The organism is Bradyrhizobium sp. CCGUVB1N3, assembly GCF_024199925.1.
In the GTDB taxonomy this organism is placed as follows: Bacteria; Pseudomonadota; Alphaproteobacteria; order Rhizobiales; family Xanthobacteraceae; genus Bradyrhizobium.
Map to the genome: position 1 here is coordinate 3079106 of NZ_JANADR010000001.1, position 26784 is coordinate 3105889.

Sequence of the window (26784 nt, forward strand, 5' to 3'; positions counted from 1 at the left end):
GTCCTGCATGATTGGTATGGCCGTCGCTCAATTCGCGAAATGCACGCTCCATGCTGGTGCGCGCGCAGACCGAAATATCGACCATCTGCCCGCGCCGATCGCGATCAAACGCGACGGACGCCACCGCGAGTAGGTCAATACGATTGACGAGAGAGAGCCTCAATCGCCGCGCAGCTATCTCCATGCATTTTTTTGCGTTAATGTGAACCTCTTCATACTTGTGTAGCAGACGGGCTCGGATGATGCCCAACCAAAGAGAGGCGAGCTAAGCCCCGCAAAGCGCCACCCGGTTCCGATGGGTTCATTCCATTCAAACGCGAGTTTGGGAGCGACACATGGAAAAGCGCGAAATTGGCAACAGCTTGACGAAAGATCTGTCCGAAGCGAAGCGGGGCGCCTTCTCCCGCCGCTCGGTGCTGACGTTGGCTTGTACCCTCGGCGCCGCGGCGCCGTTTGGGATGTTCGGCGCGGCTCGCGCGCTGACGGCATCCGGGACTGGATCGCTGTCTTATATTCCGGGCGAGCCCTTTATCTGCCGCGCCGCAGCGAACGGTGAAGAGCTGCAGGGCGCGCCCCGCCAACTAAAACTCGCCTGGAACGCCAACGCGGCCTGCACGGTCGCTGCGCCAGTCGCAAAGGAGCGGGGCATCTTCGCCAAGCACAACCTCGATGTCGATTTCGTCAATTTCGGCGGTTCGACCGACCAGTTGTTGGAGGCGATTGCAACTGGCAAGGCGGATGCCGGTTTGGGATTGGCCCTGCGCTGGCTCAAGCCGCTGGAGCAAGGCTTCGACGTTCGGATCACCGCCGGTGTGCACGGCGGCTGCATCCGGCTCCTCGGCTCCAAGGCTGCGAACATTGACAGCCTGGAGTCCCTGCGTGGCAAGGCTATCGCGATCAGCGATCAAGCGAGCCCAGCGAAGAATTTCTTTTCGATCTACCTCGCCAAGAAGGGCATCGATCCGGCCCAAGAGGTAGAGTGGCGCCAGTACCCGGCCAATCTGCTCGCGCTTGCCGTCGATAAGGGCGAAGTGCAAGCGCTAGCCGAGATAGATCCGCTGCCCTATCTCTGGCTCAAGGAAGGCAAACTCAACGAGATCGCGACGAACTTATCGGGTGAATTCGCCGACCGCACCTGCTGCGTTCTCGCGATACGTGGCAGCCTCACCCGAAGCGAAGTGCCGGTGGCGGCCGCTCTGACACGGTCGATACTGGAGGGGGCAGACCACGTTGCCAGCGATCCCGCCGATGCCGCAGCAATCTATTCGGGCTACGGCGGGAGAGGGTCCGTAGAGGATCTCGCCACTATGTATCGCAGCCATACTCACCACAAACATCCTGTCGGGGCGGAGCTCAAGAAGCAGCTTTTGCTGTACACCGATGAACTCAAGGCAGTGAATGTCATCAAGCGAAGCACCGACCCGGCCAAGTTCGCCGACCGGATTTATCTTGACGTTCTAAGCTGAGCCGATTGGGAAGATCCGCAGTGAGCTCGGTCATCGATGAAGTGCCGAGGCCATCAGAGAAGTCGGGTTTCGGCTTTTTTGAAAGTTCAACCACGCGGTCGCTGATCGGCGGCCTGTCTGTGGCCGCCGCATGGTCGATGGTCGCCGCGCTCACTGCCTTCTGGCCGGATAAGCCCGAAAGCGATTGGGCCTACACGAGCGGTTTCGCCATTGCCTGCGGCGCGTTGGCCCTTGCCCTTGCCTTGGCAGCCTTTGCCGGCGTTCGTTTTGCAGCTTTTCAGCGTCTCCAGCGGCTTTCTCCGTGGCTGTTCGCGCTGGCGCTGTTTTTGGCTGCCTGGGAGGTCGTCACAGCAAAGCTCGGATTGCTGCCTTTGCCGTTTTTTCCGCCGCCGCAGGCCATTGTCGAAGTCGTAATCGACGATTGGGGGCGGCTGGCTGAAGGCATCTTCGCCTCAGCTCGTCTGCTCGCGACCGGTTATTTTCTCGGTGCGGCAGTGGGGTTCGTGACCGGCGTGGCGATCGGCTGGTCGCCGCTCGCCGGTTATTGGATCCACCCAGTCTTGCGGTTCATCGGGCCGCTGCCCGCGACGGCTTGGCTGCCGCTGGCATTTTTCGTTTTCCCGTCGAGCTTCAGCGCCAGCATTTTCCTGATTGCGCTCGCCACCGGGTTTCCGGTCACCGTGCTCACCTGGTCGGGCGTCGCCTGCGTGAAGAGCGCCTATTACGATATCGCGCGGACATTGGGAGCAAACCAGCGCTTCCTCGTGTTCAAGGTCGCCATTCCGGCGGCAATGCCGCATGTCTTCGTTGGCCTGTTCATGGGTCTCGGCAATTCGTTTGCGGTTCTTGTCGTAGCCGAAATGCTGGGCGTGAAGGCGGGGCTCGGTTGGTATCTGCAATGGGCGCAGGGTTGGGCGGCCTATGCCAATATGTACGCCGCGCTGCTGCTCATGGCGTTCTTGTGCTCCGGGCTGATCACGCTGCTGTTCCACTTGCGGGACCGCCTGCTATCCTGGCAGAAAGGCCTGGTACGATGGTAGCGGCGATCGCAAGCGATCACGCGGTCCGTGGATCGACGCTGACGCTCCGCGAAGTGAGCCATCGCTTCGATCTCGAAGGGCAGCCCCTGCCTGTATTGGACCGCATCAGCCTGCAGGTCGGCCGCGGTGAATTCGTCGCTCTCCTGGGACCGAGTGGGTGCGGAAAATCGACCTTGCTGCGGCTGGTCGCGGGGCTCGAGACACCAACAGCCGGCTCCCTGCTCACGGAGGGAAGCGAGATCGAAGCACCGGATCCGTCGCGCGTCGTCGTTTTTCAAGACCCCACGCTTTATCCATGGCGGACGGTATGGAGCAACGTTGCGCTCGGGCTGGAAGCCCGCGGTTTGCTACGCACCCATCGTGGACGTGTTGAAAGCGCGTTGCGCCTGGTGGGGCTCACGGGCTTCGCCAATGCCTACCCGCACCAGCTTTCCGGCGGCATGGCGCAACGCGCGGCTCTGGCGCGTGCGCTTGTCAACGACCCGAAGCTGCTCATTCTCGACGAACCTTTGGGCCAGCTCGACTCGCTGACCCGCATCGCGATGCAGGCGGAACTTGTATCACTTTGGCAGCGCTCGAGCTTCACGGCGCTGCTGGTCACGCACGATGTCGAGGAGGCTCTCTTGCTCGCCGGCCGCGTCATCGTGCTGAGCGACAGACCTGCACGGATCAAGGCCGAGATCGTCAACAGCCAGCCCTATCCCCGCCACCGGGGCGATCCGCACTTCGTTGAGCTTCGTCGCGAAGTGTTCGAGCAGCTCGGCCTCGATGAGGCATGGTAGCCGTCAAAAGGAGCTCGCCGACTTCAGAAATTTGGCGAGCGCAGGGAGACTTCGATGACCTCGGACTTCAACGTCCACGACGCCGTGGGCTATGAGCAGCTCATGGGCCGCTGGAGCCGAAGACTCGCGCCGCTGTTCATCGACTTCACGGGGGTTACCGACGGCGAAAGGATTCTCGACGTCGGCTGTGGCACCGGGAGCTTGACCTTCGCGCTCGCCAAAGCCGCCGACCTCGCCGAGATCGCCGCGGTCGACTATTCACCGGTCTTTGTCGAGGAGGCGGTCCGGCGCAACACAAACCCGCGAATAAAAGTCCGACAAGCGGATGCCTGCGCCCTGCCCTTCGAGGACGGCACGTTCGACCGTGCTTTGGCGCTCCTCGTGCTCCACTTCGTTCCCGAAGCCGGCAAGGCCGTCGCCGAGATGCGCCGTGTCGTTCGGTCGGGTGGCGTGGTCGCGGCAGCGGTGTGGGATCATCTCGGCGGCATGCCCGGCATGCGCATGATGGTCGACACGGTGGCGGCACTCGGTGAAAGCGGGCGCCAGCTGCGCAGTCGCTATTGCTTTCAACCGATGATGCAGCCGGGCGAACTGAGACGGACCTTTGCCGAACAGGGTCTCGTGGACATTGCGGAAATGGAGCTGATGATCCGCATGGACTACCAAAGCTTTGCCGACTATTGGGCGCCGATTGCCGCCGGCGAAGGGCCGCTCGGCAAGTATGTGGCAGCGCTCGACGCTGCGGAGCGAGCGCGCACCGACGCCGCCGTGCGCGGTGCCTACGAGGCCGGCCGGCCCGATGGCCCGAGGTCCTTTGCAAACGTCGCGTGGGCCTGCCGTGGCATCGTTCCCTGACTCGCGGCCCGGGGGCGCATGGTTTCGAGCGGGTATGAAGCTCGTAGGATGGGTTGAGCCTTTCGCGAAACCCATTTCCCTCGGATGCAAGTCGATGGGTTTCGCTTTCGCTCTAGCCATCCTACGGCGAGGCGATCGCTGAGTGAAGGCAGGGTGCGGGCGTTACTGGGGTGACGCGGGCGCTGCTGCGTGAGGTGAAATGATTTCCCGCCAGATCGTCAGTGTTGCTCTGATCGTCGACACGCCATATAGTAGTCTACTCTCGGCCATCAACCAATAATTGCGACCCTCACCTGCCGGCTGTCCGAGGTCGGGGGGCAAACGGGAAACGATGCTCGCGTGCACGGAGCTCGTGAGGGGGAAACAGTCATGCCGGCATTGGGTCTTTCACAGGTTCTGTGGGATGAACGGCAGGCTCTCGCAGGCAAGCCTCTCCATTTCTCGCCTGCGCAGCCGCCGAACACGACGTCGCCCGATCCCACGCAGCAACCGCCCGCAACATCGCCGGCAGCAGCGCAGGCGCCGTCCACACCGGAGCCCATGCCGGGTACACTCCTCGACATCTATCGAGCGCTCAACGCAGACGACCGATGGGCGCTGTGCCTCTCCGGCGGGGGAATCCGCAGCGCGGCGTTTGCGCTCGGCATCCTGCAAAGGCTTGCCGCCCTGAACGTCACGTCGAAGCGTGAAGGTGAGAAGGCCGGTTCGGCTCTGACGCAGTTCGAGTATCTTTCAACCGTGTCGGGTGGCGGCTATATCGGCAGCTGGTTGTCGGCATGGCTCTGTCAGGAGCGTAAGCAGCGTGCCGCAGCCGCCGCGAGCGCAGGCCAGACCACGCACGCGCGCGACCCGGATCGCGTGGTTTCCGCACTCAATCGGCGATATACGGAAGACGCCGACAGTTCCGGTCAGCTGAGAGATCACGAAGAAGCAGAGCCGATCTCCAACCTCCGGCGCAACACGCACTATCTCGCTCCCAGCTTTTCGCCGATTTCTCCTGATCTGTGGAGCGACGTTGCCGGCGTCCTGCGCAACCTGTTCCTGAACTGGGTGCTGCTCGTTCCCCCGATGATCCTCATGGTGCTTGTCACCAAGGCGCTCTACTACGGAGTCATCGACGCCCACAACATCACGGATGCGAACCCATCAAGGTGGTTCGAGTTCCTGATGATCGTGCCAACCCTTTGCTTCATCATCTCCTTGTCGTTCTCTGCCGCAAACCGTCCCGCCCGCGGATGGATCAACGTCCCGCAACCGTGGTTTTTCGTCTGCGACCTGATGCCCTTCCTCGTCGGAGCCGCGCTGCTGATTTTCGTATTGCAAAGTCAATACGGTCTGTCGACGCTCACGGCCGTGATCAGTGCCAGCGGATTCAAGTTCCTCGAGCAGTTCGCAAGAGATCACCTCGAGGCCGCGGTGCTCAGTCGCGGCGCCATCCTTGGAGCCGCGCTTTTTTTCCTTTGCTGGTTGCTGGCGCCGCTGTGGAGCTTCATTTTACGAAGCACGGCCCACCAACCGCTCGGGGCCCGTATCAAGCATCGATGGATCGATCTTGGCGCCTGGTGTGTTGCCGGCGTGGCTTTCGGCGTGCTGATTGCAGCGGGACTGGTTTTGCTTTTGCATTTCGAATCCGAGCCATCCTACTCCGTTGCTGCAGTCGCGGGTTTTGCCTGCGTACTCGGACTGCCCTGGATCGTCGCGGCGCGCATCATAGCCGACGTCATCTATATCTCGTTTGCCGAGTTTCTGTCCGAGGTGGATGCGGGGCTCGAATTCCAGGCACGCGCGAGCGGCATCTTCACACTTGCATATCTTGGCTGGCTGCTCTGGTTCGGACTCGTGCTTGGCTCGCCGCCGGCGGCAAAATGGATCAGTGAGCTTGGCAGCTGGCTTGTCCCCTCGCTCGCAACGGGCGGAGGTATTTCGGGCCTGATTTCCGTCGTCCTGGGATCGAGCTCGAAGACCAAGGCCATCGCCGAGGAAGCGACCACAGGCTTGCGCCAATACTTCGGGCTCAACACCATCGCAGCGATCGCCGCGGCGGTTTTCGCCGCCATCCTGGTGGCCGTGCTGTCCATCGTGTGCGACCTGGCGCTCGCATCTTTCGCGCCCGGTCCCGACCATGCGCCCTGGACACTCGTGGTCGGAGCAGGCGCCGTGCTCGCGCTGTTGATCGGCGCAGCCGCACATGTGCTTAGCATCAACCGCTACTCACTCCACAGCATCTACCGAAACCGCCTGGTTCGTGCCTTTCTTGGCGCCTCACGCCATGAGAGCGACCGCGACCAGACGAAGAACGCCTTCACGGATTTCGACAGTCGCGACAGCCCGCGTTTGCACGAGCTCTGGGAACATGGCGTTAAACCGCTGGGGACCAATTGGAAGCCGCTCCATGTCATCAGCGCGGCGCTCAACCTCGTGTCGTCCAAGAACCTGGCATGGCAGGAACGGATGGCGGCGCCTTTCACCTTCTCGCCGCTCCATTGCGGCAGCGGCAGCGCGATATTTTCCGATGGCGCTTACCGGACGACCTATGCCACGACCGGCCAGCCGCAGCCTTACGGCGGAAGGCTTGGCCTGACGCTCGGGACAGCCATGGCCATTTCCGGCGCCGCCGTCAGTCCGAACATGGGTTACAACTCATCGCCAGGCGTCGCTTTCCTGATGACGCTGTTCAACGTGCGCCTCGGCTGGTGGCTGGCCAACCCGCGCGGCGACAATCCCTACTATTCGGAGGTCAAGCCGCGCAATGCGCTGCGCCCGTTCTTCATGGAGATGTTCGGCCTGACGAGCGAGACCGAGCGCTGGGTATACCTGAGCGACGGCGGGCACTTCGAAAACCTCGGCCTCTACGAAATGGTTCGGCGGCGTTGCCGCGTGATCGTCGTCAGTGACGCCGGGTGCGACCCCGACTACTCCTTCGAAGATCTCGGCAACGCGCTTCGCAAGGTGTGGATCGACCTCGGCGTGCGTATCGACCTGCACGGCCTGGACCGGCTCAAGAAGCGCTTCAAGGAGCGTCCAAGCCCTGCGCCGGAAGAGCCCTATTGGGCGATTGGCGACATCCTCTATCATGAGTCCGACGGCGGCGATTCAAGGAACGGGCTGCTCCTTTACTTCAAGTCGGGTCTGCACGGCTCGGAACCGATCGGGGTGCTGAGCTACGCGATATCTCACGTGTCCTTTCCGCATGAGACGACGCTGAATCAATTCTTCACGGAGTCGCAATTCGAGAGCTACCGCATGCTCGGTTACGAGATCGCAGAACGTGCGTTCGAATCCGGAGGAGCCGTTTCGATCGATGTCGCCACGAAAGCGGAACCCACATTCGTCTCGATCATCGAGAAGCTCAAGGGCTAGATGAAGCTCCGGAAGGCCGCAATCCCGGAATAGGGAGCTGCCCCTCCCGCCATTGGCACACGTCCCCCAATCGTGTACCCCACCGAAAACCCTTGCCGGGACGGGACGCTCATGACTGCGGTGGCCACGGAGGAAGCGGGAGTTGGCACCCGCGCGCTGATCTTTGCTCTGGTGGCGCTCGCCTGCGGTCACATGCTCTCGACCCTGCTGCGCACCATTCCGGCGGTCAGCCTCGATCTGATGGCCGCGGATTTCGGCATCAGGCCGCAGGCGCTGGCCAGCCTCACCTCGGTCTATCATTTCGCCTTTGCCGCAGCCCAGATCCCGGTCGGCGCTGCGATGGACCGCTTCGGCGTACGCCCGGTGTCGCTCAGCCTGCTCGGTGGAACCGTGGTCGGCGCCACAGCTTCCGGCTTTGCGACGGGGCCGCAAAGTTTCGCGTTCGGCCAATTGCTGCTCGGCGTTGCCACCTCCGGCATGCTGATGTGCCCGATGACATTGGCTGCCAAGCAATTGTCGGCGGCGCGGTTCGGCCTGTGGTCCGGCGCGATCCTCTCGATCGGCAATATCGGCATGCTGCTGTCGTCGAGCCCGCTCGCCTTCGTGGTCGATCATTACGGCTGGCGCGCCGGGTTCTGGATCTCTGGGCTGGCCGGCATCCTGGTGGGGCTCGCCGTGTTCGCGCTGGTGCCGAACCAGCCGGCCGAGCACAAGGACGATTCCTCGCCCCTGTCGCAGATGATCGAGGTGCTGCGGCTCGGATTCTCTCGTCCCCTACGCGGTCTGATCGCGCTCGCGCTGGTATCGCTTGCGACCTCGCTGGTGCTGCGGGGCCTGTGGGGCGGGCCGTGGCTGATGGAGATCAAGGGCTTGTCGCGGGTCGAGGCCGGCAACCAGCTCGGCGCGTTCACGATCGCGATGATCGTCGGCCCGCTTTGCATCGGCATGGTCGATCGCAGGTTCGGCCGCCGGCGCGAGCTGGTTGCCGGTGCTCACCTCGTCGCGGCATTTCTGCTCGCGCTGATGGCGCTCGGCGCGCCTCACAATGCGGTCTCTCTGCTGCTCGGCGTTCCCGTCATGCCGCCGCGATACGACCTCGTGCTGTTCGTGCTCATTGGCCTTGCAACATCCGCGTAGCCGCTGCTGTTCGGCATGTCACGGCAACTGGTCGACGCGCAAGTTGCGGGCAAGGCACTCGCCGCGGTGAACCTCGCCTTCTTCCTCGGCGCGGCCCTGATGCAGTCGACCACCGGCGCAGTGGCGGCGCTCGCAGGACTGCCGGCGGTGCTGCTGTTCATGGCCGCGGCCCTTCTGATCGGCACGCTGATCTTCCTGGCTTATACGTCGCCAAGCTCATCCTCGTCACGCATGAGTTGATGGGAGCGCGCGCCGGGGCTTTCGCCCCGGCTACCACAATCGATTCAACGCACGCGTGGCGGACCTACGTTCCGGTCAACCCTGGCCGCGGAGCCGCAGCAGCCGCGGTGGAACGTACTCGACGTCGATGCTGATGCCGTCGCCGTTCAGGGGCGTCGCCGTGTAGACCGTGGAGACGGACAGCTCGAACTGGCTCACGATCGTCAGGATCGCGATGGTCAGCGCGGTGTCGCCGTTCGGGGTCGCGCCCAGCAGCATCTGCGCGATACGGCAGCAATCGTCCATCGTCGCCCCCAGCGGAGGGATCTTGATGATCTCGACCTGACGCCTGGCAAGCGTGGTGGGATCGGCGATGTCAGGCTCGCGAGCGACGACGGCGCCCGAGTTGATCAGGGGCAGCACGAACTTCACGACCGGGGCGACGACGAGATTGAGATTCTGGATGTTGACCTCGGTCGCGTAGACGCCGGGCCGGGTTCCTGCAGGACAACAGCAGCCCTGCTCGCTCTGCCTGCCGCACACGATCTTGGCGCTGTATCCGAAGAGATTTTCCGTTGCTGCCCCGATGGGGCCGAGATGTTCGAGAAGCGGATGCGTCAGTCGCTCGGAGTTGGAGCCCTTTGGATTGGTAGCCATCTCGACCTCCATGAACGATGTTTGGGACGGATGAGCGGCACCTCGGCGCGTTGCCTGGATTTCTCCATATGCCTTCCACAGATGCTGGAGCATTCCTGCTGGACGCTTTTCCAAGAACGCCTGCTCACCACCTAGGATAGCATCACATTGGAATGCTCGCCAACCCGTTTTCAAGCGCCTTTGATTGAATAATTCCAGTACACAACCTTTGTGGAGCATGTTTTCGGCGAGACGAATTGTCGCGGGCGTTCGAAATTCGCTGCTGCATGTGAATTCGCTCACAACGGATCCTGCGTCAGCGAGCTAAGGTTATTGACGGAAGTCGGCTTTGCGAAATTTTCTGCGCAGGGGATTTCCATCAGGAAGCTGTTCTGGATCGGAGCTATCGCGGTTGCTTTTGACGTAACCGTTGCAGCAGCTGCGCCTGCCTCCGCCAGACAGAAATGTTGGCCGCGCGCTCCAGATTGATGGCGAAGCCAACCATGTTTCGGTCAAAGCTGATTTTGGAGACTGCCAGCTAGCGAGGCGGCCGCGATGATGCGCGTGCCGGCCGAGTTTGGAATTCGGAGATTGCGCCATGAGCACGACCTACAGTGCAACGCGGTTGGACAGGCGGCTTGCTTCTGCGCGGCGCGTCGTCAGATTCCTGGAAAGACATTGGGAGGCGTTTCAAGAGCGGCGCAAGCGCGCGCGGCGGCGCGACGCGCTGTTCGATTTGGGTGACCGGGAATTGACCGACATCGGCATTTCGCGTGGTGAGATCGACTACGTCGCCTCGAACCCAAATATCGACCCGCGCGGCGTCCGATCGATCCCGTCGACGATGTTCTGATATCCGGAACGGGCTGGCACGGCTTTCGCCTTAATGGAAAGCGTTTTGTTGCACGCGAGCCATTCCCGCGCGCCGGATGTGCGAGGCTCAAATTCGGTTATGGTGGCGGGTGCCGGCACCATCCGAAAGACCGAGACCTTGACACCTGAACTCCACCAGAAGCTCACCGCGTGGCGCCAGCATCTGCATGCCCATCCCGAGCTCTCCTTGCAGGAGAAGGCGACGTCAGCCTTCGTGCAGGGGAAGCTTGCCGAGCTCGGCATCCCCTTCGAAGCCGGCATCGGCGGCCACGGCATCGTTGCGACGCTGACGCGTGGGTCCGCGAGCGCGCGGGTCGGCTTGCGCGCCGACATGGATGCGCTGCCGATCCGTGAGGAGACCGGACTTGCCTACGCCTCGCGCCATCAAGGCATCATGCACGCCTGCGGACATGACGGCCACACCGCATCGCTGCTCGGCGCGGCGGCGCTGCTCGCTGGCGATGCGAGCTGGAGCGGCACGGTCGATTTCATCTTCCAGCCGGCCGAGGAGGGTTTTGGCGGCTCGCGCGCGATGGTCGCCGACCGCCTGTTCGAGCGCTTTCCGATGACGCGGATTTTCGGCTTCCACAACTGGCCGGGGCTGGACGCCGGCACCGTCGCGGTCCACGACGGCGTCGTCATGGCTTCCGGCGGGCGCGTCACGCTGACGATCGAGGGACACGCGGGCCATGCCGGCATGCCGCATCTGACGCGCGATCCGGTTGTTGCCGCCGGCCACCTGATCGTGGCGCTGCAATCGATCGTGGCGCGCAATGTCGACCCGCTCGACACTGCCGTGCTCTCGCTGTGCATGATCGAGGGCGGCACGGCGGCGAACCAGATCGCCGGGCGCGTGGTGATCCGCGGCACGCTGCGCAATCATCGCGGCACGGTCCGCGATACCATCGTCGAAGGCATCGCGCGGACCTGCGCCGGCATCGCGACGAGCTTTGGCGTCAAGGTCACGCCGGACATCACCTTCGGCGTGGGCACGGTCGTCAATACGCCGGCGGAGGCGGGGCTGGCGCGCATCGCCGCGGAGAAAGTGCAGGCGCTGCAGCGCCGCGACCTCGCCCCCAGCATGGCCGGCGAGGATTTCGCCTTCTACCTCCAGCATCGCCCCGGCGCCTTCGTCTGGATCGGCAACGGGCCCCTGCGCGACGGCGCCGAGCTTCACGGCCCGCGCTACGATTTCAACGACGCGATCTTGCCGGTGGCATCAGGCTGGCTGGCCGAGGTCGCCAAGACGGCGCTGGCTTCGAATTAGCTGATGGCCGCTGGCGACGGTCAGCCATTGTCGGGCGCAAGCCCGTCCGCCTGCCCGCCAAGGCGATCATCGATGTAGCGCCTGAGCGCTGCGGCCGCATTCAACATATGGGCACGCATTCTGCGCGATGCGGTATCGCCGTCGCCTTCCGCGATCGCCTGCATGATCGCCTCATGCTCGTCACGAGATCTGCGAATGCGATCGCCCTGGCGCAATTGCGTCCGACGGAAGGCGCTCAGTCGTGAGCGGACGTCTTGCGCCTGCTCGGCAAGAAACGAGTTGTGCGTCGCGCGGTAGATGCATTCGTGGAATTGCCGGTTAAAGGCATCATAGGCATCGACGTCGTTCGCCTCGACCATCGCCCGCGAGCCCTCGTGGAGCTCGATCAGGTCACTGCGCTCGAGCGGCGTCATGCGGTAGGTCGCAAGCCTGACGCACATCGCTTCCACTTCGGCGCTGGTCTCGAACATGTCCATGATGCGCTCGGGTGTCATCCGCGCCACGACGAGGCCGCGGCGTCCGCGCACTTCAACGAGGCCGCTGACCACGAGCTGGCGAAGAGCCTCCCGCACCGGCGTGCGGGAAGCCCCAAAGCGATCGGCAAGCTGCTGCTCTTCCAAGGCCGAACCGGCGACGAGCGCGCCCGACGCGATCTCGTCGGTCAGCGCGTTCCGGATCCGATCGGAGAGCAGTCCCCCATCGTCTTCCGTTTCGGCTGCGACCTTGAGCAAACCTGCCATTTAGCCTCCTATGATCGCACGCACGGCGAAGTAAAGGATGGACGGTGCGACCAGACATCCCAATCCCGTATGGAATGTCGCAGTCAACGCGCCATAAGGCACCAGACGCCGATCGGTCGCGGCAAGCCCCCCCGAAACGCCGCTGACCGTTCCCATCAATCCACCGAACACCATCGCGCTGCGCGGATTGTTGAGACCGATCATCTTCGCCACGAAAGGCGTGCCGATCATCACGATCACCGCCTTGAATACACCGGTCGCAATCGAGAGCGCAATAACCGGTGAAGATGCCCCGATCGCCGCCCCTGTGACGGGCCCCACGATGTAGGTGACCGCGCCGGCACCGATCGTCGTCAGCGAGATCGCATCGGTATAGCCAAACGCCGCGGCAACGAACACGCCCAGAATGAACGGGACGACCGTTCCCAACCCGAGCGCGACCGCACCGATCACCCCGGCCTTGCGCGCATGAACGACATCGACCTCGAAGGCCGTGGCGACGATCGCGAAATCCCGCAGCATCGCGCCGCCCATCAGGCCGATCCCGGCCAGCGCCGGCAGGTCAGCCACGCCCTTTTCACCCCCTGTGGCGAGGCCTCCGAAGAAGGCCAGCCCGAGGCCCAGCATGATCGCGATCGCCGAGCCGTGAATGCGCCCGAAAGTGAAGTATCTCGAGATCGCTCCGGAGATCCACATCAGAATCCCCACGGCGGCGAACGCGGTGAGCAGCGAATTGGCGGCGAGAACGTGAGACATCATGTTGTTCATCCGACCCTCCCGGACTTGAGACCGAGCACAGGCGCGGCGAGCGCCTCGGCTTCGCGCGCCTCGATCTCGTCAATCGTCTCGACAGGACCGCTGAGCCGACCGATCAGGGCGACCATCGCAAAGCACACCGCGACGGAACCGACGCCGGCGATGACCACGATCGGCCCGCCTTTGACTGCGGCAACCACGTTCTGCTGCGCGGCCATGGCGACCACGATCGGAATGTAAAAACTGCCCCAGAACTCGACGCCGGTCTTGAGCCCGTGGCTGAGCAGGCCGCGCCGAACCAGCCAGAGCCGGGCCGCTATCAGGAACATCATCGCGATGCCGACGCCGCCGACATTGGCCTTCACGCCGAGTGCGACGCCGAGCAGGTCGCCCAGCAAAACACCCAGGAGGGTGCAGATCGAAAGCAATGCAACGCCGGAAATGGTCACGGGCGCCTCCCCTTGGCGAGCCAGGCACCAACCCCAGAACTGGGATGCTCTGTATGCATTCGCATCTTAAATTTCCTCCTGTGCATGCGAATATCCATCGCTTATGAAGTTACGTATACACTAATTGACAGAAGAAGGCAATACGCATACATTCCGAGCCATCGAAGACAACCCGGCATGCCAAGGAGTCGAAATGAGCGATTGGGGTATGCAGAAGGCCGCCCTGGGCGAGCGCCTGGCGGCCGGCCAGCGGCACGCAAAGGGAAAGATCGTCCCGATCCCGAGCCTGCCTGCGTTTTTGAAGGCGGTAATCCGGTCAGGCGACCGGGTGTGCCTCGAGGGCGACAATCAGAAGCAGGCCGACATCCTCGCCTCGGCGCTCGCGAACCTCGAGCCCGCGGACGTTCATGACCTGCACATGGTGCAGTCCGGCGTGGTGCTGCCTTCCCACCTCGACATCTTCGAGAAGGGCATCGCGCGGCGGCTCGACTTTTCCTATTCGGGCCCGCAGTCGGCGCGCATCGCGCGGATGCTGTTCGGCCGCAAGATCGAGCTCGGGGCCGTGCACACATACCTCGAGTTATTCGCCCGCTATTTCATCGATCTCACGCCGAACGTCGCACTGATCGCGGCGGTGAGCGCCGACAAGGACGGCAACCTCTATACGGGACCAAATACCGAAGACACGCCAACGGTGGTCGAGGCCACCAGCTACAAGAACGGTCTCGTTGTGGCACAGGTCACCGAGATCGTCGACAAGGTGCCGCGCGTCGACATCCCCGGCGACCTCGTGCATTTCGTGGTCGAAGCCGGCAGACCGTTCTATGTCGAGCCGCTCTTCACCCGCGACCCCGCCGCCATCACCGAAACCCAGATCCTGACGGCGATGCTCGCCATCAAGGGCATCTACGCGCCATACGGCGTACGCCGGCTCAATCATGGCATCGGCTTCAACACGGCCGCGATCGAGCTGTTGCTGCCGACCTATGGCGAGAAGCTCGGCCTCAAGGGCAAGGTCTGCACCCACTTCGCACTCAATCCGCATCCAACCCTCATTCCGGCTATCGAATTCGGCTGGGTCGACCAGATCCATTGCTTTGGATCGGAAGTCGGCATGGAGGATTACGTCGCCGCGCGATCGGACATCTTCTTCACGGGTCCCGACGGGTCGCTGCGATCGAACCGCGCTTTCTGCCAGACGGCGGGCCTCTATGCCTGCGACATGTTCATCGGATCGACGCTCCAGATCGATCTCGAAGGCCACAGCTCGACGGTGACGACCAGCCGCATCGCTGGATTCGGCGGCGCGCCCAACATGGGATCCGATCCGCGTGGCCGCCGCCATCCGAGCGAACCCTGGCTCAAGGCCGGCGCCGAGGCCGACCCCGACTCCAACGCTGCGCTCCGCCGCGGCCGCAAGCTGGTGGTGCAGATCGGCGAGACCTTTGGCGAGCGCAATGCCCCGCTCTTCGTCGAACGGCTCGATGCGCTCGATCTGGCGCGCGAGCTCAACCTCGATCTGGCTCCGGTGATGGTCTACTCGGACGACGTGACACACATCGTCACCGAGGAAGGCATCGCCAACCTCTTGATGTGCCGGACCAAGGACGAGCGCGAGCAGGCAATCCGCGGCGTTGCCGGATACACGGACATCGGCCGGGCCCGCGATCCGAAACTGGTCGAGCAGCTCAGGCAGCGCGGCGTGATCCGACGGCCCGAAGATCTCGGCATCGATCCGCTCGATGCCGATCGCAGCCTGCTGGCGGCGCGCTCGATCAAGGATCTCATGCTGGCATCCGGCGGCCGCTACCGTCCGCCCAGCCGCTTCCGCAACTGGTGAGGAGTTTTGCATGGAAAAGCTCAGCTTCAAACTAACCGCACCGCAGCGAGCCGGTGGTACCCGCACGCAGGCGATCGTCGGCGTCGTCGCCTCCGGCAATCTCGAGGTCCTGCTGGAACGGGCCTCGCCGGCCGACGTCTGCACGATCGACATTGCGACCGCGGCCCATGGCTTCGGCGCGGTGTGGGACGCCGTGGTCCGGGACTTCGTCGCCCGCCGATCTGCCGGTGGCCTACGCATCTCCATCAATGACGGCGGAGCCCGGCCCGACACGGTCGCGCTCCGCCTCGCGCAAGGCATCCGCAAGATCGAGGGGCCGGAACGATGACAGCCGTCACAGCCAACACGGTTTCGCTGAGCTGGTACGAGGCGAGCGCCCGGCAGCGCATCGACGCGCTGGTCGATGCCGGCAGTTTTTCTGAATTCATCGGACCCGAGCTGCGCGAGATGAGCCCGCATCTGGCGATCTTCGACCTGCCGGAGCAGTTCGATGACGGCATCGTCATCGGCCGCGGCCGTCTCGACGGATCGCCGGTGCTCGTCGCCGCGCAGGAGGGACGCTTCATGGGCGGCGCCTTCGGTGAAGTCCACGGTGCGAAGCTCACTGGCCTCCTGCGCGCGGCTCGCACGCTCAACCAAGACCTGCTGATCCTGTTCGACACCGGTGGCGTGCGTCTTCAGGAAGCCAATGCCGGTGAGCTCGCGATTGCGGAAATCATGCGCGCGGTCGTCGAAGCGCGGCGTGCCGGGGTCCGCGTCATCGGGCTGATCGGCGGGCGAGCCGGATGCTATGGCGGCGGCAGCCTGATTGCCGGCACCTGCTCGCGTCTGATCGTATCGGAGCAGGGGCGGATCAGCGTCAGCGGCCCCGAGGTCATCGAGACCAACAAGGGCATCGAGGAGTTCGACTCGCGCGACCGCGCGCTCGTCTGGCGCACGATGGGCGGCAAGCACCGCTATCTCATCGGCGGCGCCGATGCGTTCGTCGACGACGAGGCGCTGGCGTTTCGCCAGGCGGCGATCGACGAACTCAAGGGCAAGCGTGGCTGCGACGCGGCGGTTCTCGAAGCCGAGCAGAAGCGCCTCGAGCGGCGATTGCAGCGTTTTGGCGAGGCCGAAGACGCCGTCGAGATCTGGCAGGCGCTTGGCATCGACCAGCCGACCGAGATCCCCTCACTTCCGACGGGCGCATTTCTTCGCGCGGCCAACAACAGGGAGAATGCCGATGACGCTCGATGACATTCTGGCCAGCCTGTTCCCGAATGGCAGCAAGATCGAGATGACCGGCGCGATGATCGCGGGACAGGCGATCCTGCCGGGTAGAGGGCCGATCCACGTGCTCGGCATCTCGCAAGGGCAGCCGCTCGGCGTGGACGAAGCGATCGTGCTCGCGGGGCGCGCGATCGAGATCATCAAATCGAAAGATCGGGCGCCGATCCTGTTCCTGGTGGATTCCGCCAGCCAGCGCATGAGCAAGCGCGACGAGTTGCTCGGCCTCAGCGAGTACCTGTCTCACCTCGCCAAGACTCTGCTACTGGCGCAAGCTGCGGGACATAGCACTGTCGGTCTCCTCTACGGCGGCAGCGCGGCCGGTGCGTTCATCGCCACGGCGCTGGCCACCGCTACCCTGGTGGCGCTTCCCGGTGCGCAACCCGCGGTCATGGATCTGCCGTCGATGGCGCGGGTCACCAAGCTTCCGATCGATGTCCTGAAGGCCAAGGCGGAAGCGACGCCAGTCTTTGCGCCCGGGCTCGAGAACATGGTGAAGACTGGCGGCATTCACGTCGTCTGGGACGAAAGTGCACCTTTGGCGCCGCAGCTTGCGGCGTTGCTGGAACGGCCGGCAGCACAAGACGATCGCGCTCGGCTTGGCGCCGAGCGTGGCGGACGGCGGAAAGCGGGCGAGATCGCGGATCGGGTCGTCGCACACGCAGCCGCTTCGTATCAGGGATCGCAACATGGCTGAGCTTCTCGAGCGCCATACCATGGTGAAGGCCTCGGCAGCTGGATGGACCGCCGCGATGAACCGATATCCCGGACTTGCCGGGGAGCCGACCATCGAAGGCTGGGCCCGCGCCGGTCGTCCTCTCATCGTTCGCCGGCCAACCTGCAGCGATACCGCCGGCATGATTCCGCTTGGCCTGCCGCTGCCGCCGAGCCACGGCAAACGGCGCATTGCGGTCTCGCTCGCCGCCGCCGATATCGTCGCGTCCGCTCCGCCTCCATTATTGGCCGACGCCGCGGCGGCGGCACCTGCACGCTGGCGCGACACGATCGGCCTGCTCCTTGATCTTCTGCCGGAGACCCGCACCTTCGGCAGCCTCGCGTGGCAGCATCTCACTGGTCTCGCCTATCTCTCGGATGGTTCGGATCTCGATCTGCTTTGGCCGCTGTCGTCAGCGAAGCAAGCCAGGACTCTGCCGTCCGAGATCGCCCGTATCGCGAACCAGGCGCCGATGCGGCTCGATGGCGAGATCGTCGGTCACGCGGGAGGTGTGCAATGGCGCGAGCTGACCGGCGCTGACGAGGACGAAATCCTCGTGAAGGAACCCGCCGGCGTCGAGAGCACGACGCGCGCAGCATTTCTGTCCGTTAGGGTGCCATGAACGTTGCACTGAGATGGAAATCGTCGCCGGAAAGCGAGCATCGGGCGGAGCAGCTCGGTCATCTCGCATCGCTCTGCCTGAAGCTCGAAGTCGAGACCTATCCGAAACCGGGACTCGTCAGCCACGTCGACAATGGTGCACACGGTGACATGGACGCTGAATTGCTGTGCCGAAGTGCCGACACCCTGACGTCGTTCTTCCGCGATCTGGCCATCGCGGGCGCCGAAGGTGCGGGCATGAACCGATTGCGTGCGGTCGGCGTTGCGGCGGAGCGCGCAATGTTGACTGCAACCTGCGGCGTCAACACGCATCGCGGGGCGATTTTTGGACTGGGTCTGCTTTGCGCCGCGGCCGGATATCGGAACGCCGTCGGCATTCGCAAGCCACTCGGCAGGCTAGTTTCGGAGCGTTGGGGCGAAGACATCCTGTCCGGCCCCGTATCGCTTCGTAGCCATGGCGCCGTGGTCTCGCGGCGCTATGGCGCCGGCGGCGCCAGAGCAGAAGCCGCCCAAGGCTTTCCGTCGGTCTATGACATCGCCCTGCCCGCGCTGCATGCGGCGCGCAAGCTTGCGGCACATGATGAGGAGGCGGCCCGCATTCAGACGTGCATGACGCTGATCGCCGATGTCACCGACACCAACCTCCTGCATCGCGGCGGGCCCGAGGGATTGCGCTTCGCGCAAGCCAGCGCCTCCGCGTTCCTTGCCGCTGGAGGCGTCGGATCTCTGGGTTGGCGCGGAAGAGCTGTCGATATTCATCAAGCGTTTGTGGCACGCAATCTGAGCCCCGGCGGCTCCGCGGATCTACTCGCCATGGCCCTCTTCGTCGATCGGCTGGAGGCTTGATGCTTGCACTGCTCTGCGGCGGACAAGGAACCCTTTCGGACAAGATCTTCGATCTGGTCGCCGATCGACCTGCCGCGGAACCAGTTTTCGTCGCGGCAACCGCTTTTCTCGGTGAGGATCCGCGGGAGTTCATCAGCACGCGAAGCGCGGACGAACTGTCCGCCAATCACGCCAGCCAGATCCTGGCCGTCACGTCAGCTCTCGCGATCCACGCCTGCATTGCCGACCTCCTGGTCGAACAGACAGCCGTCACAGGCTATAGCGTCGGTGAGATGGCGGCATGGAGCATCGCAGGAATCTGGACCGCCGATGAAGCCTTGCGGCTCACGGATATTCGCGCCCGATTGATGGAAAGTGTGGCGGGCCCCGATGGCCGCTTGGGCTACGTCCGCGGCCTCGATCGGGCCGCGCTCGAACGCCTGCTCGAGAAATATCGCTGCGAGATCGCGATCAAGAACCCCGACTTCCTTCTCGTGATCGGAGGCGCCGAGCGGGATGTCATCGATCTCTGCAATGAAGCCGCCAAGCAAGGCGCACGCGCGGGCCTTCTCGCCGTGAAAATCGCATCGCATACCACAAGGCTCGAGCAGGCCTGCGGCTCTCTGCAACAGGTGCTCGACGCCAGCAGGCACTCGGCCGTTGCAAGCCAGCGAGTCCTGCTTGCCGGAGGTGACGGCGAACGCATCTTCTCTGTCGCCGGCGACACAGCGAAACTGGCGTGCCAGGTCGCACGGGCCATCGACTGGTCCGCGACCCTGGAAGCTCTGGCAGAGCTGGGCGTGACCCGGGTGCTGGACCTGGGTCCAGGACATGCGCTGGCAGAGATGATGCGGGCCTCTCAGCCATCCGTGCGCTGCTACGCCGCCGACGGATTTCGCACCGTCGACGGCTTGAGAAACTGGATTGCGTCCGACTAAAAGCGCGATGAGATTGGAATGAATCGCCATCGCGCTTAGGTTATTGTTTGGGCATGATCTCCGCGCAAACGCGTTCCGCGTTTGTCGCGAGGGAAAACCGCTGTGCACTTTGCGCTAACGCGGCCCTTCGGGTCCGGATCATGCTCTAGCCCTATCCGCTAGATGATGCCGCCTTGCCGAAGCGCAGCAATCGCAGCCGCGTCGTAGCCGAGTTCGGCCAGGACGAGATCGGTATGCTCGCCGAGCGTCGGCGGGCGCGTCGCGATTTGACCCGGCGTTTCCGACAGCCGGACGGCAGCGCGTGTCACCGGTGCGGGCTTCGGCAAGCCTGGATAATCGACGTCCTGCATGAATCCGGCGGCGCGAATGTGCGGATGATCCAGCGCCTGTTGCGGGCTCAGGACGGGCCCGGCCGGAATCATCGCACGTCCCAGCGTGTCGACAGCCTCCTGCGTGGTGCGATCGGCGCACCAGCGCGCCATCCGCTCGCTGATGATGGGGCCGTTGTCGCCGCGCTTGATATCGTCGGCAAAGCGCGGATCGTTCAGCCACTGGTCTTCCTCACCCATCAGCTTCGCCCAGCGTTTGAACAACGGATGACCCGTGACCTGGCACAGCACCCAGCCGTCCTTGGTGCGGTAGATGTCGGCTGGAGCTGCGGTCTGACCGAGATTGCCGGTCGGAACGCGATTGGCTGATATCACCGCCTGCTCGATCAGCGTGGCGTTGGTGAAGGACAGCGCGGTCGCAAGCAACGCGCCCTCGACGATCTGCCCGCGCCCGGACTTTGCCCGCTCGATCAGCGCGGCAAGCGTCCCGAACGCGCAATGCAATGCAGTTCCGAAATCAACCCAATTCACCGCGGCCCGGTAAGGCGGATCACCGGCGCCCGTCATGTACACCGAACCCGACATGACCTGCCCGACACCGTCGAAGCCGACGCGGTCGGACCAGGGCCCCGGCCCGCCGAATGCGGTTGCCGTCGTCAGGATGATGTCGGGCTTGATCGCCTTCAACGAGTCGTAGTCGAGCTTCATCGCGCGCAGGGTCTGTGGCGGCAGGTTGGCGACGACCACGTCCGCGGTCGCGATCAGGCGGCGCATCACCTCCTGCCCTTCCGGCCTCATCGGATCGAGCGTGATGCACTTCTTGTTGCGGTTGACCTGTAGAAACAGCGCGCCTTCACCGCCTTCGCCGACCGGTGCCACGAAGCGATCCTCGCTGCCGTCGCGCTTTTCCACGCGAATGACCTCGGCGCCGAATTCGGCCAGCAACGTCGCGCAATACGGCCCCGCGATATAGCGCCCGAAATCGAGGACGCGCACGCCCTCCAGAACTCCCCCCATCGATTTCTTCCCTTATCGTCTTTTACCTTGTGTTTTTGCCAGATTACAGGGACTGGCTGCGGCGGCAAGGTGGCAACGTGCATCGTGCTTTGCCCGCAGATGTGATCGGCTGACAGTTTCGGCTGACGGAAATTCTGCTCTAGTATGGCCTCTCCGTCCCCCAGCCAGAGCGCGATCCATGCCTCAACAATTCGATCGATCCACTGAAGACCTCGGCAACGCGATCCATTTCGAGCACGTCAACATCCAGGTCCCGGATCAGCGCCTCGCTACCTTGTTTTACGTCACGGGGCTCGGGCTCACCCGCGACCCCTATCTGATGGTGTCCGACACCAACATGTGGATCAATGCCGGTCAGAGCCAGTTTCACTTGCCGAGCGGCAAGCCGCAGGTGCTGCGCGGTCACGTCGGGCTGGTCATCGCGGGCCGTGAGGCGCTGCTACAGCGGCTGTCGTCAGTCGCCAAAAAGCTCGAAGGCACGGCGTTCGCGTTCGCCGAGCATGACGACTATGTCGAGGCTGTCTGTCCGTGGGGTAATCGCCTGCGCTGCCATGAGCCGGACGCGGCGCGCTTCGGGCGTATCGCGCTCGGCATCCCCTATGTCGAATTCGAGGTGCCGGTCGGAACCGCGCCGGCGATTTGCGCTTTCTATCCCGAGATCATGGGCATGCCCGCCGAGCTCAGGAATGGCGACGGCCAGGTTGCCGCCGTGAAGACAGGCCGCGGCCAGCACCTGCTATTCCGCGAGATCGATCGGCCTCAGCCGGATTACGACGGCCACCATGTGCAGATGTACATCACCGATTTCTCCGGTCCTTACCGCAAGCTATCGGCGCGCAACCTGATCTCCCGCGAGGACAATCAATACCAGTACCGGTTTTGCGACATCGTCGATCTCGACAGCGGCAAGCATCTCTTCACGGTCGAGCACGAGGTGCGCAGCGCGACCCACCCGATGTTCATGCGGCCGATGGTCAACCGCAATCCAGCGCTGACCAACCGCAACTACGCGTTCGGCCACGATCAATCGCTCTGGGCGATGGGGCCGGACCAATACGAGGGATAGAGCATGATCCGGACCCGAAGGGCCGCGTTAGCGCAAAGTGTGAAGCGGTTTTCCCTCGCGACAAACGCGGAACGCGTTTGCGCGGAGATCATGCTCAAACAATAACCTAAAGCGCGATGACGATTCATCCCAATCTCATCGCGCTTTAGGGAGCAACAAGGATTGTGCTTGGCAAAGGCCGGCTCGTGCGCCGCTTGCTTCGACTGCATCATCAGAAAGAAGATGTCCACGCGCGGAGGCCACCCGTAAATTTCCCAAGTGCTGGCCGCGGGGCTCACTGGTTAACTGGTGCCGGTCGAGCGCCGCACCATGAAAACACCGAAGCCAAAGCAATGGTCCGAGCAGGAAGTCCGGCGATTGGTCAGGCTCGCCCGGCAGGGAGCTGGCACGTCGAAGATAGCCGCCGAACTGGGCCGTCACGCCGGCTCGGTGAGGCGAATGGCGCGGACGGTGGGAATATTGTTGAAGAAGTAGCTGTCTGTTGCGGCGCAAAGCGCGGCGTCGGCCACGGCTAACTCTTAATATCCATGGCTTTCTTACCGCAAAGGCTCAAAGTTCTCAGCATCAGGCGAAGCCAAATCTTCCTGGCGGAGACCCTATGAGTCGCTCCCCCTCTATCGTGCCGCATGCGTCAGCCAACCATGACGTCTATCTTGTGCTTGAAGACTTCGGCGGCCGGCTCGGGTGTGCCTGGTGCGAGACTGCCGAAGAGGACGCAAATCGCGCCACGCTGGTGCGGCACCTGGTCGAGGGCCAATACGAACATCCCGTCCGCATCGTTGCCTTCAATCCGGTCGAGGGATGGTCGCGCGATGTGACTGCGGACATCGCCGATGAGCTTCGCCGCCAATTCGTCGAACTCGACGACGTGGCGCCATCTCTGCTGGAGTTTCTGGACAGAGCGGCCGGCCGCTGATGCGGGCGATGATCGAGTCTCTTGCCACGCTTGCGAGCTCGTCAAACAAGAAGTCCTGTTTGGGGACTTACTCAAAAGTCATGGATCGCTATACTCACCCAATTGCAGTATCGTTTTTCGTACGGGGGCGACCATGTTGGACGATGAATTCAACAAGCAGCGCGCGAAGATATTGCGTGACCTCGCAGAGCAAGCTGATCCCTTTATCAAAAGACGTCTCCTGAAGTTGGTGGAGCGCTACGAACCCAAGCGACGGACCGCGCCAATTGACCAACAATTTCAAGCCAGGCTTCAGCGGGACATCGAACATCGCGACATCACTTCTGACTGATTATTGAGGGCCCTCTCTTTTGAAGCCGGTCAAAAAGAACTGGCGTTCGAGAGCAAGAGGGTGGAAACTCCGGTCCACGAGCATCACGTCAGCCGTAAATTCGAAAGTCGCGATTTCGCCATCCACACGCTGGAGCAGCGTCATGCGATACGCTTTTGGGCGGGCAGTTTCTCCTCAAGACCAGCTCTCGAAAGTCGCGCAGGAGAGCCGTGAACACGCGAAAACGATGCCTGCCGGCAAGGAGAGAGAGGAGCTTCAGAGGAAGGCCAGCCAGGCCGAAACGGCAGCTCACATAGATGAGTGGGTCAATTCGCCCGGGCTCCGCCCCCCAACTTGAAGCGCGATGAGATTGGGATGAATCGTCATCGCGCTTTGGGTTATTGTTCGAGCATGATCTCCGCGCAAACGCGTTCCGCGTTTGTCGCGAGGGAAAACCGCTTCGCACCTTTCCGGATCATGCCTTAGTCAGATCAGATCGTCGCCAATTCAAGGTGCTTATCAAGGCTGATTGTTCGGCGGCCTTTCGATGAACCTGCGACTGCCGTTGAGAAGCTCGAGGTTATTGGCGATAACCGGGTTGCCTGGATCGAGCGAATAGGCCTTCTCGAACTTCCGTCGCGCCGCACTCAGATTGCCGCGCAGCATGTACGAATATCCCTGATCATTCAGGATCTGAACGGTTTCGCCCCCAAGCTTGATCGCGTGGGCATAAGACTGGTCCGCAAGGTCGAACCGGCGGATCCGATCATAGCTCGCGGCGAGCCCGATCCACGCCGTCACGTCCTTCGGCGATTTCTCGACAGCGTCCTTGAAATAGCGCTGGGCGAGCCCGTAACTACCGCGGTTGAAATGCTCCAGCCCGAGCCGCACGGGCTCGTCCGACGGGTAGTACTTGACGTCGGTCGGCTCCTGCACGGGGTCCCCGCCCGGCGGATCCACCGGGGCCACGATCGCGGCCTCCCGCGTGGTGTAGTCGCACGCCGCAAGGCCTGTCCCCAACCAGCAACAGGTCAACATTAAGAAGATGCGCCGCATAACAATTGTCCCCGCCCGGCTCAGCGGACTGATTGAAGTATCATCGTTAGATCATCCAAAGCTGAGGCCCCTTTGGTCCTTTACCTGCTCGGTGCTCCGCCCGCTCCGCCGACCGGCACCGACACTCCGGCGTTCGCTCCAGCCCCCAATCCTTCTATGTTGATATTCTGGTTGGTGGGAGGCCGCTGGCCCATCGCTTCGGTCGCCGGTCCGATATCGGGAAGCTGATCCACCGGCCGGGTCGTGTTGCCATAGCGCGTCACGGCGGCGCCCACGCGCCGAGCGTCGTACGCGATCCTGCGATCGCCGACGTTTCGCGGCCATGGATGGATCGTATGGGTGACGGCGTTGACCTCTTTGGCGTTGCCGGCGCTCATCGTGATGGAGTCGGACCGTTGCACGTAGCGATCCATCTCATCATGACCGGCGAGGCCGTAACATCCGCCGAGCAGCAAGGGCGCGAACAGAGCCAGATACCTGATGGTCATCTCTCGCTTCCTCTAGTTGAGGGTTTTCACGACCGGCTGGTTTGCAGCGGCGGCCGGTGCGGGAACGGGCGCCCTGAGCTCAGGAGCGATGATGTGACCGTACGGACCCTTCACGTCGCCACCGGAATTGACATAGTCATCGTAGCGCTTGCGGACTTCCATCTGGCCATTGAGGAAGAAATCGACGTCATTGGCCGGCAGGCGGGAGTCGAGCGGGGAGGCCAGTTGCTGACCAGGTGCCGCCGGCGCGACCAGGCGCGGCGTCACGATGATCACCAGATCCGTTTCCTCTTGCTGGTACGACTTGCTGCTGAACAAGCTTCCAATCACCGGCACCGAGCCGATCCAGGGCAGTTGCGAGACGTCCTGCCGATTGCGGGTCTGGAGCAGGCCGGCGATGGCAAAGCTCTGGCCGTCACGCAACTCGACCGTGGTGCGCGCGTCGCGGCGGGTCAACGCTGGAACTTGCGTCCCCTGAATCGTCACCGCATTGGCGAAATCAAGCTCGCTGACCGACGGCTCGACGCGAAGGTTGATCACACCGCGCGAGAGGACAGTGGGCACGAAGGCGAGCTCAACACCGAACTTCTTGTACTCGATGGTAACGGTGGGAAAACCGTTCGTCGTCGTGTTCGGGATCGGCACTGGAAATTCACCGCCGGCCAGGAAGCGAGCGGCATCGCCGGAAAGCGTGGTCAAGTTTGGCTCCGCTAACCGGCGAGCCAATCCCTTGGTTTCCAGCGCCGAGATCAATAAGTCCACCGAGCCGCCGTTGCTGGTTCGAATGAGACTGGTCAACAGACTTCCGAACGGCGCAGGTGCCAGACCGCCCGCGGTGCCAAGGAGCGTCCCCACTGTTCCGAGTATCGGAAGACTGCCGGTAGGAGAAGCACCAACAGGCGTACCGCCAGTATTACCAGAGGGGTTTGGGACTGTATTAATACCACCGATCGGCTGTCGGACCGTCGCGGCAGTTGCACCACCAAGCCCCGTATTCCCAACATTGGTCCCATTGGCATTCGCCGCATAAAGGTTCACGCCAAGGTTGCGGCCGGCTTCTCGGCTGACCTCGAGAAAGCGCACCTCCAGCATCACCTGTTGCGGCGCCGCGACACTCATCGCGTTGACGACGACGCCCCCTTTCGCAACGGTGCTGGTGGCGATCGCCATGGCTCGCTCGGCCGCAACCGCGTCGGTGGCGGTTCCGCTGAGCACCACCTGCCCTTCGGAGGCCGAGACGCGAACGCCCTGCATGCCGGTGCTGGATCGGATGTTCTGCTGCAGATTACCGGTATCGATCACGACCTCGACGTCGAGGATCCCGATCTGCTTCATCGAGGAGTCGAACAGGATGACGTTGGTGGTGCCGGTCTGCTTGCCCTGGACGTAGATCAGGTGATCGCTCAGCGACTTCACGTCGACGATGTCAGGCGAGCCCGCGACGATCGTTGCAAAAGGCGTGTCGACCTTGAAGGTGCGTGACTTGTTGACGACCACCTTGACCCGCTGGACGTCGTTCATTTCGCTGACGAAGACGCCGCCGGAAGAACCCCGCTTGTCTGCAGCCTGCGCGCTGTCAGCGGCCCCAGACAAGGCGAGCGCCGCGCCAAGACCTATCACGCCGAAGGCGAGAAGCCTCCCTACCCTAATACCCGAAACGCGACCGCCACCCATTCGAGTCCCCCCGCTGCGATCCACGGCTCTCCCCGCAAATCTACGCACTCGATGTCCCCTGAGAGTTCCCCTCCGCGCACCACGTCGCAGAGGTTACAATCTGTCCCATTACAAATCGTTACTTCGTATTTCCAACATCA

25 protein-coding genes and 1 pseudogene are annotated in these 26784 nt (G+C 63.1%); 18 read left to right on the plus strand and 8 right to left on the minus strand.

Annotation, left to right across the window (positions count from 1 at the left end; genetic code table 11):
- The first annotated feature begins 335 nt into the window (after nucleotides 1–335).
- From NLM33_RS14590 to NLM33_RS14615, 6 genes and pseudogenes are all read left to right on the plus strand, one after another.
- On the plus strand, nucleotides 336–1466 hold the full coding sequence (locus tag NLM33_RS14590; RefSeq protein ID WP_254096726.1) for an ABC transporter substrate-binding protein: 1131 nt from the start codon (nucleotides 336–338) through the stop codon (nucleotides 1464–1466).
- Nucleotides 1467–1486: 20 nt separating this feature from the next.
- On the plus strand, nucleotides 1487–2506 hold the full coding sequence (locus NLM33_RS14595) for an ABC transporter permease (RefSeq protein ID WP_254096727.1): 1020 nt from the start codon (nucleotides 1487–1489) through the stop codon (nucleotides 2504–2506).
- Nucleotides 2500–3288, plus strand: coding sequence for an ABC transporter ATP-binding protein (locus NLM33_RS14600; RefSeq protein ID WP_254096728.1), 789 nt, complete (start codon nucleotides 2500–2502; stop codon nucleotides 3286–3288). Before NLM33_RS14595 ends, NLM33_RS14600 begins: the two co-directional genes overlap by 7 nt.
- A 54-nt stretch (nucleotides 3289–3342) precedes the next feature.
- The gene (locus NLM33_RS14605; protein WP_254096729.1) at nucleotides 3343–4143 is read left to right on the plus strand and encodes a class I SAM-dependent methyltransferase; all 801 of its coding nucleotides are present in this window, start codon (nucleotides 3343–3345) and stop codon (nucleotides 4141–4143) included.
- Nucleotides 4144–4512: 369 nt separating this feature from the next.
- Nucleotides 4513–7503, plus strand: a complete 2991-nt coding sequence (locus tag NLM33_RS14610; protein WP_254096730.1) for a patatin-like phospholipase family protein — start codon at nucleotides 4513–4515, stop codon at nucleotides 7501–7503.
- A gap of 111 nt (nucleotides 7504–7614) precedes the next feature.
- Nucleotides 7615–8880, plus strand: a pseudogene (locus NLM33_RS14615) (MFS transporter).
- 75 nt (nucleotides 8881–8955) lie between these two features.
- Here NLM33_RS14615 and NLM33_RS14620 read toward each other — a convergent pair.
- Nucleotides 8956–9516 carry a hypothetical protein gene (locus tag NLM33_RS14620; RefSeq protein ID WP_254096731.1) on the minus strand — a complete coding sequence of 187 codons (561 nt, stop codon included), beginning with the start codon at nucleotides 9514–9516 and terminating at the stop codon, nucleotides 8956–8958.
- Between the two features lie 577 nt (nucleotides 9517–10093).
- Between NLM33_RS14620 and NLM33_RS14625 the strand changes: the two genes are divergently transcribed.
- Both NLM33_RS14625 and NLM33_RS14630 read left to right on the plus strand, forming a co-directional pair.
- On the plus strand, nucleotides 10094–10348 hold the full coding sequence (locus tag NLM33_RS14625) for a DUF1127 domain-containing protein (protein WP_254096732.1): 255 nt from the start codon (nucleotides 10094–10096) through the stop codon (nucleotides 10346–10348).
- A gap of 138 nt (nucleotides 10349–10486) precedes the next feature.
- Nucleotides 10487–11635: an amidohydrolase gene (locus NLM33_RS14630; protein ID WP_254096733.1), complete on the plus strand. Its 1149-nt coding sequence runs from the start codon at nucleotides 10487–10489 to the stop codon at nucleotides 11633–11635.
- Between the two features lie 20 nt (nucleotides 11636–11655).
- Here the strand turns inward: NLM33_RS14630 and NLM33_RS14635 are convergent, their stop codons facing one another.
- From NLM33_RS14635 to madL, 3 genes are read right to left on the minus strand one after another with little or no spacing between them, the layout of a single operon-like run.
- Nucleotides 11656–12375 (minus strand): GntR family transcriptional regulator, encoded by a 720-nt coding sequence (locus tag NLM33_RS14635; protein WP_254096734.1) that lies wholly within the window; start codon nucleotides 12373–12375, stop codon nucleotides 11656–11658.
- The gene (gene madM / locus NLM33_RS14640; RefSeq protein ID WP_254096735.1) at nucleotides 12376–13143 is read right to left on the minus strand and encodes a malonate transporter subunit MadM; all 768 of its coding nucleotides are present in this window, start codon (nucleotides 13141–13143) and stop codon (nucleotides 12376–12378) included.
- On the minus strand, nucleotides 13140–13580 hold the full coding sequence (gene madL, locus NLM33_RS14645) for a malonate transporter subunit MadL (RefSeq protein ID WP_254096736.1): 441 nt from the start codon (nucleotides 13578–13580) through the stop codon (nucleotides 13140–13142). The genes madM and madL overlap by 4 nt, the downstream gene beginning before the upstream one ends.
- Nucleotides 13581–13773: 193 nt before the next feature.
- Between madL and mdcA the strand changes: the two genes are divergently transcribed.
- The 7 genes from mdcA to NLM33_RS14680 are packed head-to-tail and all read left to right on the plus strand — an operon-like array spanning nucleotide 13774 to nucleotide 19788.
- Nucleotides 13774–15420, plus strand: a complete 1647-nt coding sequence (mdcA, locus tag NLM33_RS14650; protein ID WP_254096737.1) for a malonate decarboxylase subunit alpha — start codon at nucleotides 13774–13776, stop codon at nucleotides 15418–15420.
- 10 nt (nucleotides 15421–15430) lie between these two features.
- Nucleotides 15431–15748: a malonate decarboxylase acyl carrier protein gene (gene mdcC, locus NLM33_RS14655; protein ID WP_254096738.1), complete on the plus strand. Its 318-nt coding sequence runs from the start codon at nucleotides 15431–15433 to the stop codon at nucleotides 15746–15748.
- Nucleotides 15745–16659, plus strand: coding sequence for a biotin-independent malonate decarboxylase subunit beta (locus tag NLM33_RS14660; RefSeq protein WP_254096739.1), 915 nt, complete (start codon nucleotides 15745–15747; stop codon nucleotides 16657–16659). Before mdcC ends, NLM33_RS14660 begins: the two co-directional genes overlap by 4 nt.
- Nucleotides 16646–17386: a biotin-independent malonate decarboxylase subunit gamma gene (mdcE, locus tag NLM33_RS14665; RefSeq protein ID WP_254096740.1), complete on the plus strand. Its 741-nt coding sequence runs from the start codon at nucleotides 16646–16648 to the stop codon at nucleotides 17384–17386. Before NLM33_RS14660 ends, mdcE begins: the two co-directional genes overlap by 14 nt.
- Nucleotides 17379–18026, plus strand: coding sequence for a malonate decarboxylase holo-[acyl-carrier-protein] synthase (gene mdcG, locus NLM33_RS14670; RefSeq protein ID WP_254096741.1), 648 nt, complete (start codon nucleotides 17379–17381; stop codon nucleotides 18024–18026). The genes mdcE and mdcG overlap by 8 nt, the downstream gene beginning before the upstream one ends.
- Nucleotides 18023–18871: a triphosphoribosyl-dephospho-CoA synthase MdcB gene (mdcB, locus tag NLM33_RS14675; protein WP_254096742.1), complete on the plus strand. Its 849-nt coding sequence runs from the start codon at nucleotides 18023–18025 to the stop codon at nucleotides 18869–18871. The genes mdcG and mdcB overlap by 4 nt, the downstream gene beginning before the upstream one ends.
- Entirely contained in the window at nucleotides 18871–19788 is a 918-nt protein-coding gene (locus tag NLM33_RS14680) for an acyltransferase domain-containing protein (protein WP_254096743.1), read from the plus strand. Before mdcB ends, NLM33_RS14680 begins: the two co-directional genes overlap by 1 nt.
- A gap of 158 nt (nucleotides 19789–19946) precedes the next feature.
- Here NLM33_RS14680 and NLM33_RS14685 read toward each other — a convergent pair whose 3' ends face one another.
- Nucleotides 19947–21134 carry a CaiB/BaiF CoA-transferase family protein gene (locus tag NLM33_RS14685; protein ID WP_254096744.1) on the minus strand — a complete coding sequence of 396 codons (1188 nt, stop codon included), beginning with the start codon at nucleotides 21132–21134 and terminating at the stop codon, nucleotides 19947–19949.
- Nucleotides 21135–21312: 178 nt separating this feature from the next.
- Here NLM33_RS14685 and NLM33_RS14690 point away from each other — a divergent pair, with 178 nt between their 5' ends.
- From NLM33_RS14690 to NLM33_RS14700, 3 genes are all read left to right on the plus strand, one after another.
- Nucleotides 21313–22200, plus strand: a complete 888-nt coding sequence (locus NLM33_RS14690; protein ID WP_254096745.1) for a VOC family protein — start codon at nucleotides 21313–21315, stop codon at nucleotides 22198–22200.
- Nucleotides 22201–22798: 598 nt separating this feature from the next.
- Nucleotides 22799–23116, plus strand: coding sequence for a hypothetical protein (locus tag NLM33_RS14695; protein ID WP_254096746.1), 318 nt, complete (start codon nucleotides 22799–22801; stop codon nucleotides 23114–23116).
- A gap of 133 nt (nucleotides 23117–23249) precedes the next feature.
- Nucleotides 23250–23447, plus strand: coding sequence for a hypothetical protein (locus NLM33_RS14700; protein ID WP_254096747.1), 198 nt, complete (start codon nucleotides 23250–23252; stop codon nucleotides 23445–23447).
- A gap of 498 nt (nucleotides 23448–23945) precedes the next feature.
- Here NLM33_RS14700 and NLM33_RS14705 read toward each other — a convergent pair whose 3' ends face one another.
- From NLM33_RS14705 to NLM33_RS14715, 3 genes are all read right to left on the minus strand, one after another.
- On the minus strand, nucleotides 23946–24395 hold the full coding sequence (locus NLM33_RS14705) for a tetratricopeptide repeat protein (protein ID WP_254096748.1): 450 nt from the start codon (nucleotides 24393–24395) through the stop codon (nucleotides 23946–23948).
- A 167-nt stretch (nucleotides 24396–24562) separates the two neighbouring features.
- Nucleotides 24563–24970: a hypothetical protein gene (locus NLM33_RS14710; protein ID WP_254096749.1), complete on the minus strand. Its 408-nt coding sequence runs from the start codon at nucleotides 24968–24970 to the stop codon at nucleotides 24563–24565.
- A gap of 12 nt (nucleotides 24971–24982) precedes the next feature.
- Complete coding sequence (locus NLM33_RS14715; protein ID WP_254096750.1) at nucleotides 24983–26644, minus strand: type II and III secretion system protein family protein; 1662 nt, start codon at nucleotides 26642–26644, stop codon at nucleotides 24983–24985.
- Between the last annotated feature and the right edge of the window lie 140 nt (nucleotides 26645–26784).

Bases quoted from the DNA above. Each gene is read 5' to 3' on its own strand.
- NLM33_RS14590 (WP_254096726.1), top strand. From the start codon at position 336: ATGGAAAAGCGCGAAATTGGCAACAGCTTGACGAAAGATCTGTCCGAA.
- NLM33_RS14600 (WP_254096728.1), top strand. From the start codon at position 2,500: ATGGTAGCGGCGATCGCAAGCGATCACGCGGTCCGTGGATCGACGCTG.
- NLM33_RS14605 (WP_254096729.1), top strand. From the start codon at position 3,343: ATGACCTCGGACTTCAACGTCCACGACGCCGTGGGCTATGAGCAGCTC.
- NLM33_RS14610 (WP_254096730.1), top strand. From the start codon at position 4,513: ATGCCGGCATTGGGTCTTTCACAGGTTCTGTGGGATGAACGGCAGGCT.
- NLM33_RS14620 (WP_254096731.1), bottom strand. From the start codon at position 9,516: ATGGCTACCAATCCAAAGGGCTCCAACTCCGAGCGACTGACGCATCCG.
- NLM33_RS14625 (WP_254096732.1), top strand. From the start codon at position 10,094: ATGAGCACGACCTACAGTGCAACGCGGTTGGACAGGCGGCTTGCTTCT.
- NLM33_RS14635 (WP_254096734.1), bottom strand. From the start codon at position 12,375: ATGGCAGGTTTGCTCAAGGTCGCAGCCGAAACGGAAGACGATGGGGGA.
- madM (WP_254096735.1), bottom strand. From the start codon at position 13,143: ATGAACAACATGATGTCTCACGTTCTCGCCGCCAATTCGCTGCTCACC.
- mdcA (WP_254096737.1), top strand. From the start codon at position 13,774: ATGAGCGATTGGGGTATGCAGAAGGCCGCCCTGGGCGAGCGCCTGGCG.
- mdcC (WP_254096738.1), top strand. From the start codon at position 15,431: ATGGAAAAGCTCAGCTTCAAACTAACCGCACCGCAGCGAGCCGGTGGT.
- NLM33_RS14660 (WP_254096739.1), top strand. From the start codon at position 15,745: ATGACAGCCGTCACAGCCAACACGGTTTCGCTGAGCTGGTACGAGGCG.
- mdcE (WP_254096740.1), top strand. From the start codon at position 16,646: ATGACGCTCGATGACATTCTGGCCAGCCTGTTCCCGAATGGCAGCAAG.
- mdcG (WP_254096741.1), top strand. From the start codon at position 17,379: ATGGCTGAGCTTCTCGAGCGCCATACCATGGTGAAGGCCTCGGCAGCT.
- mdcB (WP_254096742.1), top strand. From the start codon at position 18,023: ATGAACGTTGCACTGAGATGGAAATCGTCGCCGGAAAGCGAGCATCGG.
- NLM33_RS14680 (WP_254096743.1), top strand. From the start codon at position 18,871: ATGCTTGCACTGCTCTGCGGCGGACAAGGAACCCTTTCGGACAAGATC.
- NLM33_RS14685 (WP_254096744.1), bottom strand. From the start codon at position 21,134: ATGGGGGGAGTTCTGGAGGGCGTGCGCGTCCTCGATTTCGGGCGCTAT.
- NLM33_RS14690 (WP_254096745.1), top strand. From the start codon at position 21,313: ATGCCTCAACAATTCGATCGATCCACTGAAGACCTCGGCAACGCGATC.
- NLM33_RS14695 (WP_254096746.1), top strand. From the start codon at position 22,799: ATGAGTCGCTCCCCCTCTATCGTGCCGCATGCGTCAGCCAACCATGAC.
- NLM33_RS14700 (WP_254096747.1), top strand. From the start codon at position 23,250: ATGTTGGACGATGAATTCAACAAGCAGCGCGCGAAGATATTGCGTGAC.
- NLM33_RS14710 (WP_254096749.1), bottom strand. From the start codon at position 24,970: ATGACCATCAGGTATCTGGCTCTGTTCGCGCCCTTGCTGCTCGGCGGA.
- NLM33_RS14715 (WP_254096750.1), bottom strand. From the start codon at position 26,644: ATGGGTGGCGGTCGCGTTTCGGGTATTAGGGTAGGGAGGCTTCTCGCC.